Annotated in this window: 11 protein-coding genes and 1 tRNA gene; 7 read left to right on the plus strand and 5 right to left on the minus strand. The window is 33.9% G+C overall.

Annotated elements, in window-relative coordinates:
• Positions 1-45 precede the first annotated feature (45 nt).
• Positions 46-1,151, minus strand: a protein-coding gene (locus ADH02_RS08450) for an IS3 family transposase (protein ID WP_152903914.1) whose coding sequence is annotated in 2 segments (ribosomal slippage) — positions 46-902 and positions 902-1,151 — 1,107 coding nt in all. Because the reading frame shifts where the segments join, the coding sequence is not laid out codon by codon here.
• 233 nt (positions 1,152-1,384) lie between these two features.
• Here ADH02_RS08450 and ADH02_RS08460 point away from each other — a divergent pair.
• Positions 1,385-1,457 (plus strand) — tRNA-Lys (locus ADH02_RS08460).
• 26 nt (positions 1,458-1,483) lie between these two features.
• Here ADH02_RS08460 and ADH02_RS08465 read toward each other — a convergent pair.
• The 4 genes from ADH02_RS08465 to ADH02_RS09275 form a co-directional block, all read right to left on the minus strand.
• Positions 1,484-2,575, minus strand: coding sequence for a site-specific integrase (locus ADH02_RS08465; RefSeq protein WP_048784144.1), 1,092 nt, complete (start codon positions 2,573-2,575; stop codon positions 1,484-1,486).
• A gap of 70 nt (positions 2,576-2,645) precedes the next feature.
• Entirely contained in the window at positions 2,646-3,719 is a 1,074-nt protein-coding gene (locus ADH02_RS08470; protein ID WP_048784145.1) for a type I restriction endonuclease, read from the minus strand.
• Between the two features lie 12 nt (positions 3,720-3,731).
• On the minus strand, positions 3,732-4,136 hold the full coding sequence (locus ADH02_RS08475; protein WP_342585583.1) for an ImmA/IrrE family metallo-endopeptidase: 405 nt from the start codon (positions 4,134-4,136) through the stop codon (positions 3,732-3,734).
• A gap of 9 nt (positions 4,137-4,145) precedes the next feature.
• A complete protein-coding gene (locus ADH02_RS09275; protein WP_065427038.1) occupies positions 4,146-4,517 on the minus strand; it encodes a helix-turn-helix domain-containing protein in 372 nt (123 codons plus the stop codon).
• A 175-nt stretch (positions 4,518-4,692) separates the two neighbouring features.
• Between ADH02_RS09275 and ADH02_RS08485 the strand changes: the two genes are divergently transcribed.
• From ADH02_RS08485 to ADH02_RS08505, 6 genes are all read left to right on the plus strand, one after another.
• Entirely contained in the window at positions 4,693-4,914 is a 222-nt protein-coding gene (locus tag ADH02_RS08485; RefSeq protein WP_048784148.1) for a hypothetical protein, read from the plus strand.
• A gap of 43 nt (positions 4,915-4,957) precedes the next feature.
• Positions 4,958-5,134: a hypothetical protein gene (locus tag ADH02_RS09615; RefSeq protein WP_192831714.1), complete on the plus strand. Its 177-nt coding sequence runs from the start codon at positions 4,958-4,960 to the stop codon at positions 5,132-5,134.
• A 374-nt stretch (positions 5,135-5,508) separates the two neighbouring features.
• On the plus strand, positions 5,509-5,850 hold the full coding sequence (locus ADH02_RS08490) for a hypothetical protein (protein WP_048784150.1): 342 nt from the start codon (positions 5,509-5,511) through the stop codon (positions 5,848-5,850).
• Between the two features lie 13 nt (positions 5,851-5,863).
• Positions 5,864-6,163: a hypothetical protein gene (locus ADH02_RS08495; protein WP_048784152.1), complete on the plus strand. Its 300-nt coding sequence runs from the start codon at positions 5,864-5,866 to the stop codon at positions 6,161-6,163.
• Positions 6,160-6,399, plus strand: coding sequence for a hypothetical protein (locus ADH02_RS08500; RefSeq protein ID WP_048784026.1), 240 nt, complete (start codon positions 6,160-6,162; stop codon positions 6,397-6,399). The genes ADH02_RS08495 and ADH02_RS08500 overlap by 4 nt, the downstream gene beginning before the upstream one ends.
• Before the next feature lie 29 nt (positions 6,400-6,428).
• Entirely contained in the window at positions 6,429-6,632 is a 204-nt protein-coding gene (locus tag ADH02_RS08505; protein ID WP_048784025.1) for a hypothetical protein, read from the plus strand.
• Positions 6,633-7,118 lie beyond the last annotated feature (486 nt).

Here is a 7,118-nt window from a genome sequence, read left to right on the forward strand (position 1 = left end):
GGGACTGACCCCAAAAAGTGAGAATTTAATAAAAACACCCTAGGGCTACCGTCTCCGGTATTCAACCGGAGACAGGTAGTCCAATTTTTGTTGGATTCTATTTTCATTATAATATTTGATGTAATTTTCTACAATTTGAATTACAATAGAAGATGAAGTTATTACTTCATCTTTTATGTAGAAAGCTTCGCACTTTAGCGAAGAATGGAAGCTTTCGATTGGCGCATTATCTGCGGGAGTCCCCTTACGGGACATACTGCGGATAATGCCTTTTTCTTTACATAAATTGTAGTATTCGGCAGAAGTATAAACGCTGCCTTGATCACTATGCAGTAGAACATCCTTAGGTAAATCAATTTGATTTAATGTATCTAATACAAACTTAGTATCCTGTTTTGTGGAAATTGTATAAGCAATGATTTCTCCATTATGTAAATCCATAATGGAAGATAAATATAATCGTTTAGGACCAAAAGGCAAATATGTGATATCAGTAGTCAGTTTTTGCATAGGTTTGTCTGCTGAAAAATTTCTATTCAGAGTATTGCCAGTAATTGAGAATGGTTTACCTATTTTGATAGCTTTTTTAGGCTTCACTGCACAATTCCAACCATTTTTCTGCATAATCCGCTGTACAACCTTATGATTAACAATCTGATTTAATTCCTTCTGAATCAAATACTTAATCTTTCTGTATCCATAAATAAATTTGTTTTTCTTACAAATTTTACCAATAGTTTCCTCAATAACTGATGGAGAAAAGTCTTTCTTTTTCCATCGGTAGTAAGTAGATGTAGGTACATTAAGACAAGAACAAATTAAATGTACCGCATATTTATCTTTCAATTCTTCCACTAACTTTACAACTATTTGAGGCGACACTTCCTTTCCAATTCCTTGTATTTTTTTAATATTTCTAATTCAACTTCCTTTCTTTTTAATTCTAATTTTAATTGATCGATTTCTGAAAGTTCAGCCATCCCTTTTTCATAAGAATATTGTTTTCCCACCTGTTGGTGGAAACGATGAGTTTCACCATTTTTATACCATCTAAACCATGTTTCTACTTGAGTTTCATTTTTTATGTTTAACTCCTGCATTACTTGTTTTGTAGTATATCCCTGTAATTTCATTTCTACGGCTTTATTCATTGTATCGACAGAATAGGCTACACGTTTTTTAACTATAAAAAGACACCTCCATGTGCATTTGATAATATTGTACCAAATCCAACTTGGAGGTGTTTTTATTTAATTCTCATTTACGGGGGTCAGTGCCAAAATTTAGAGGACATTTTTTGTTTTTAACGGAGAATTTCTCGAGAAAATTCCCTTGATTTACCATGGGGATGGTAGTATACTGGTTAAGTACCTTAAGTACAAATGCCTCCTTAGCTCAGTTGGTAGAGCAGTAGACTCTTAATCTATGGGTCACAGGTTCGAGCCCTGTAGGGGGCATTTTTTATGCTTATTTATAGGCTTTTTTAAAGGTTTTGTTCCGTGGATGTTCCGTGGGATAAAATCTTTATTATTTTTTCATTGTCTGATACTTCTAATTCTTTAATTACGTGGGCATAGGTCTGCATAGTTACTGTAGGATTAGCATGACCCAATCTTTTGCTAACTGAAACGACTTGAACCCCTTGCGATAGCAAGATACTTGCGTGTGTATGTCTCAAACTATGAAATCTTATTTTCCTCTCGATTTTCGCTTTTTTAAGTGTATTATCGAGAGTTTTTTTGACTCCATTATTTGTGATGTCATGGAATACTCTTTCAGTATCTTTTGGAAGTTGAAATAATAACGACATAACTTCACTTGGGATAATAATAGTTCTTTTTGCGTTTTTTGTTTTACCGTCTGTGAAATCTCTGGTGTGTAATGAATCAAATCCTTTTTCAATTTTGACAGTATTCGTTTCTTTATCTAAATTATCCCAGGTTAATCCCAAACACTCTCCAAAACGCATTCCGCTTACCATTGCTAAAAGAATAATATATCGTGATTGATATCTAGGGTTGATTCCGTCTAATAATGCTGCATACAGTCTTTGATACTCTTCAAAGGATAGAAATTTGCTTTCTTCAGTGAACGCTCTTTCATCATTTCCTTTAATTTTAACGAATTCGCACGGATTATACATAAGCACCCTAGTCTGGACCGCGTGTTTTATTGCTCCACTGGTGTATGTGTGATATTTAGCCACTGATTCAGTCGATAGCGTTTCAGCTAATTTATTAATATAAGCTTGATAGCTATCGTGAGTGATGTCCTTGAGCATTACGTTAAAATTCTTTCTTACATATCGTATGATCATATCAATACGCTTAGAGACACCTAACGACACAGTACCGTCTTTATATAGTTTTTTCCAATTTTCCATATAATCTGCAAGAAGCATTCTTTCTTTAGCAAAGTTTTTGCCTTGCAGCATTTCATTTTCTCTTATTATGGATGCATCTTTGGCTTCAGCTTTTGTTTTAAACCCACTCTTTGAAACTGCTTTTTGCTTTCCATTTTCATAATAATAAACCTTGTAAGTCCAAGTTTTTCCACGCTTATAAATGCTTGCCATAGTTCACCTCCGTTTCCAAACGTACGTTCTTTTTTAAGATAAAATAAATAGCCTTAATAGGCTATTTATTTTATAAAAACTTTTTAACAGTTGAAGTTAAAATGTCTGAACAATTAACGATATCGAGTGGTGTTGAAATTTCGATAGTAGTATGTTCTTCATCATTAAATTGTAGTTTAAATTTATTGTTAACTGTATAAATACGCATGATCCACTTGCGAATATTATCATCTAAAAGCACATTAAAATAACTTCTATTGTCTCTATAGAATATTCGTGATGGGTCCACAACATCTTTTAAAACGATCTTTGTAGTAGTGTAAGCTTCTAATTCTTCGGAAGTCGTTACTATTTCAGAATCTTTATTTGAGACTTCATCTTTTATTTCTTCCGTATCTGGAGTGCTAGAAATTTTAGTATCCACATTAGTATTTAAAGCTGCACTCAACTTTTCGTTTACACGTTCGCTAATGAATTGAGAAAAGCCCTTCTTAACGATTGCTCCAAATTTTTCAAGTGTATTTTTGGTTTTAGTACCTTCATATATTTCGCCAACGATATATTTAACAAAAGATTCATCGGGGTCAGTCAATTGCTTAGATAAATGATTTTTAAGACTATTTAAGTATTTTAGTTCTGAAGCAGATGATGTTATTTTATCAACGTCAAAATTGTCTTTATGGAATTTAGCTACCTCAGCGATTTGAACATCTTTAATTTTAGTAATGTCTATTGTTAAGAATGGAGTAGTATCCATTTTGTTAGGCTCATCAAGATCAGTGTAGAATTTATATTCCTGTCCATTTGTTAAAATTCCAAATTTTGAAGTAGTAGTACCAAAATATCTAAATAATTGCGAATCATGTTTCGTAAGTTTTTCTGATATAGATTTAGCTTCAATTAGAATTACAGGGGTATCGCTGATTTTAATTGCATAGTCTACTTTTTCACCTTTTTTAATCCCAAAATCTGCAGTGAATTCAGGAATAAATTCTAGTGGATTAAAGATATCATATCCTAAGATTTGAAAGAATGGCAAAATTAGAGAAGTTTTAGTAGCCTCCTCTGTATTGATATTATCTTTCAATGTATGTACTCGTTTCCCTAAATTCTTCAATTGCTCTGACAACACTTCTAATTCCATTGCTTTTCCTCCTTAAATGTAATTTTGCATATCCTCTTTAATTCCATATATAGTCTTTAGGATTTCAAACGTTTCTACAGGCTTTTGATATTGTTCTTCATATAAATATTTCATTAGTTCACACGCAAACATATCTGCTTCTCGCTCTAATTTTCCTTTTCCGCCAAAAGTTGCGGAGTAGAATCCATTCAATCCATAATGGTCTATAGCATGCTTTAATTCATGCGCCATGACGTAGTATTTAAAAGAAATGTCTTGTATATCTTCATTAATTAATATTAACGGTGTATCCTTTTCCGAAGATACAAGTATTCCTTTTAAATCATTAGGTAATACTTTGAAATCATATTCGATTCCTAGATAGTCCGCTATTTCAAACGGGTTAGCCGTATTGTAAGTACCAACTAACTGATTCACTTCCAATAATTATTCCTCCTTGCCTTTTTTTATTCGTTCCCATAGCATCGCTCGTATCATTCCGTCTAATTGCATTTTATCTTCTTCAGATAGTTCTATGCCATCATAGGACATAACAACACTATTACGTTTTAACGCCTCATCAAAAACAATAACATCGTCTTTGGATGCCCAATCTGGAGCTTCAGTCTCAACTTCACCAATTAAAGCTAATGGACTGATTTGTAAAATCTTCGCATACTTTAAAATTTTATCTCTGCCCATATTATTTATCATGCCATTTTCCCATTTTCGAACAGTACTTTTGCCAACGCCAACGTAGTTGCCGACATCTTCTAAAGTTAACTTCAATGATTCTCTTTGAGCCTTTAAATTAAGCATTTTAACCGCCCCTTTCATAATGAAAGAATACCATTAAAGTGTCCTAGAAACAACTAAATTCACTTAAAAAATAAAAAAAGTTTCAAAAAAGACACATTTATGTGTTGACACGACTATTTGCTTATGATACTATGAATGTGTCCTAAATGACACAACAAGAAATGAGGTGATGTAAATGAACTATAATTTATTGAAAGCAAAAATTGTAGAAAGGGGATTAAAGGTAGAAGATTTTATTGATAAAATGGACGAAAATATCAATGGAACATTCACTAAAACAGTGTATCACAGCAGAATGAACGGAGTGGTTTCTTTTCGAAGAGAAGAAATCGTAGCTTGTAAAAACATCCTAAATTTATCAGATTCTGAAATTATGGATATTTTTTTTAAAGAATAAGTGTCCTATAAGACACGTTTTCAACTAGAAAGGAGAAGTTGGAATGGATAAAAAAACGACAATAAAAGAGTTTCTAGAATTCAGAAGCAAATTCACAAAAAGAGAATGGCACGAATTAAACCAAGCCATTGACGAAAGACTAAAACAAAAAGCCGACCAATTAAAACTGGACGACTCGGATTTAGTAGCTATCTCAGACAAATTAGAAAGATTTATCTAGAAACAATATGAAAAACGTGAAATAGGAGGTAAAACAAATGCACCATTACATGACATTTTACGAGGAAGATGGAATCAAGTACGCAGAGTCTTGGTTACAAATTAATTTTCTAAGTTGGTGTTTTTGCTTCTGGAAAATTAAAAAGGCCATCTCTTAAGAGACGACCCAATAAAACTATTTTTTGACCCATTTGATTAACGAAAAAAAAGGAGCCTGACCATGAGTTGTGAAACAAAATTAGAGATATTAATTTGGATTCTATCCTGGATATTGAGGCAATATACAGGGAAAAGGATTTACCGATATCTCAAGAAGAAGAAGGCTTGAAAGAAGGTTACAACAATATGAAAAAAAACATGAAAGGAGTTTAAACCATGACACTAGCAGAACAAATTAGGGAATATTTCAAGAAGAATCCTTCTGCTACCTATGACGAAGTTGCGGAAGCAGTCAAAACAACCAACAGTACCGTTCGGACAAATGTTTGTAGAGACTTAAAGACTGGGAGATGTATTCGATCAGAAGATGGCTCTTTGGACTACTCGACGTACTTCGAGAAAGACATTTTACTGACTGAGTTAGTCGAGTGGAAGAACGAAACCCGCCGTGAATGGGTTGATATGTTAACGAGAGCTGCTGAAAAAGAAACCGATAGTAACACGATGCGTTTGTTAATTAAAGAAGCTAACAAACTCATGAAAGAAGTAACGAAGTAAAGGAGGGGAAACCATGGAACAATCAACGCTTGATTATTACGAACCAATATTTTTAGAAGTAGTCAAAAGAAATCCAGATAAGTTCGTTGAAATCATGAAACCATACGTTGAACGGAAAAATAATTCAAGGTGGTTGACGACTGAAGAGTTGTGTGAAGCAATTGGAACGAGTTCCAGTTCGTGGCACAAGAGTGAAATCAGAAACCATCCAGTGGTGGTTGCAGCAAGAAGAACAGATACACGCCCATACAAATATCAAGCGAGCATGATTGATGAAATACAAAAGATATGGGACGGAAGGAGAAAACGATGAGAACGGAACGAAGAAGAAAAACGAGGGTACAATTCATCCCATTCATGAGATGGATGCTAGGATGGTACATTTTAGCTTTTGGAATCATTATCGCAATGATGAGCATTGTGCTCTTGGTAGGAAAGGCGGTTGAACAACACGAATCAAAAGTGAATCTAATTAGAAGTGGGCAATATGTAGAACCTGATTTTCAGGATTCGTGGAACAAAAAAAGCCAGCGCGGTAACGCTGACTAACTAATAATATCTAAGGAGATTATAACACAATGTGCAATAAGTTTGAAACTTTACATGCAAATTACCTTGACCCTCCAGAGCCAAAAGTGTGGGGATATGACTGGAAAGGTGAAGAAATATACGTAGGTGATGCCTACTACGAGATTGAAGGGGATTACGTTGGTGAAGATGATATCGACGAATTTTTGAAAGAAGCGTATTTAACCACTTCACTCAAGATTGCGGGTGAGTAGATGGAAGATGTGTATTTAAACGATGACCTACTGGATTCAAAACTGCAAAACGTTTTATACGCTAACAAAGTCATCGGACAAATCAGAATGAAAAATGATTCATACGAGGTATATCTATACGAACCTCAAATAAGAAAAACAAGGGTTAAAACCTACGAGGAGGTTGAAGAGATATTAAAAAGCGTATCGAAATCATTAAAAGAACAGAGTCAAAAGTAATTTTAGATATTGATGCGGACTTTGTAAATCCGCTAATTTTTGAACAATACATGGATTATGGAAAAACAGTGGAGGATGCAGCGATGGCGATAGTACAAAATATCCCCAACGTGAAATCATTCCACATCGAACCACAAGGAACACAGAAAGGAATGTTTTATAAATGAATTTATATGAATTAAGTTTAGCGTTTCAAGACGTACAGAATATGGATTTAGATCCTGAAGTAATGAAAGACACGTTAGATAGTATCGAAGATGCCATCGA

The organism is Streptococcus sp. 263_SSPC (genome assembly GCF_001071995.1).
In the GTDB taxonomy this organism is placed as follows: domain Bacteria; phylum Bacillota; class Bacilli; order Lactobacillales; family Aerococcaceae; genus Granulicatella.

Bases quoted from the DNA above. Each gene is read 5' to 3' on its own strand.
- ADH02_RS08465 (WP_048784144.1), bottom strand. From the start codon at position 2,575: ATGGCAAGCATTTATAAGCGTGGAAAAACTTGGACTTACAAGGTTTAT.
- ADH02_RS08470 (WP_048784145.1), bottom strand. From the start codon at position 3,719: ATGGAATTAGAAGTGTTGTCAGAGCAATTGAAGAATTTAGGGAAACGA.
- ADH02_RS09275 (WP_065427038.1), bottom strand. From the start codon at position 4,517: ATGCTTAATTTAAAGGCTCAAAGAGAATCATTGAAGTTAACTTTAGAA.
- ADH02_RS08485 (WP_048784148.1), top strand. From the start codon at position 4,693: ATGAACTATAATTTATTGAAAGCAAAAATTGTAGAAAGGGGATTAAAG.
- ADH02_RS09615 (WP_192831714.1), top strand. From the start codon at position 4,958: ATGGATAAAAAAACGACAATAAAAGAGTTTCTAGAATTCAGAAGCAAA.
- ADH02_RS08490 (WP_048784150.1), top strand. From the start codon at position 5,509: ATGACACTAGCAGAACAAATTAGGGAATATTTCAAGAAGAATCCTTCT.
- ADH02_RS08495 (WP_048784152.1), top strand. From the start codon at position 5,864: ATGGAACAATCAACGCTTGATTATTACGAACCAATATTTTTAGAAGTA.
- ADH02_RS08500 (WP_048784026.1), top strand. From the start codon at position 6,160: ATGAGAACGGAACGAAGAAGAAAAACGAGGGTACAATTCATCCCATTC.
- ADH02_RS08505 (WP_048784025.1), top strand. From the start codon at position 6,429: ATGTGCAATAAGTTTGAAACTTTACATGCAAATTACCTTGACCCTCCA.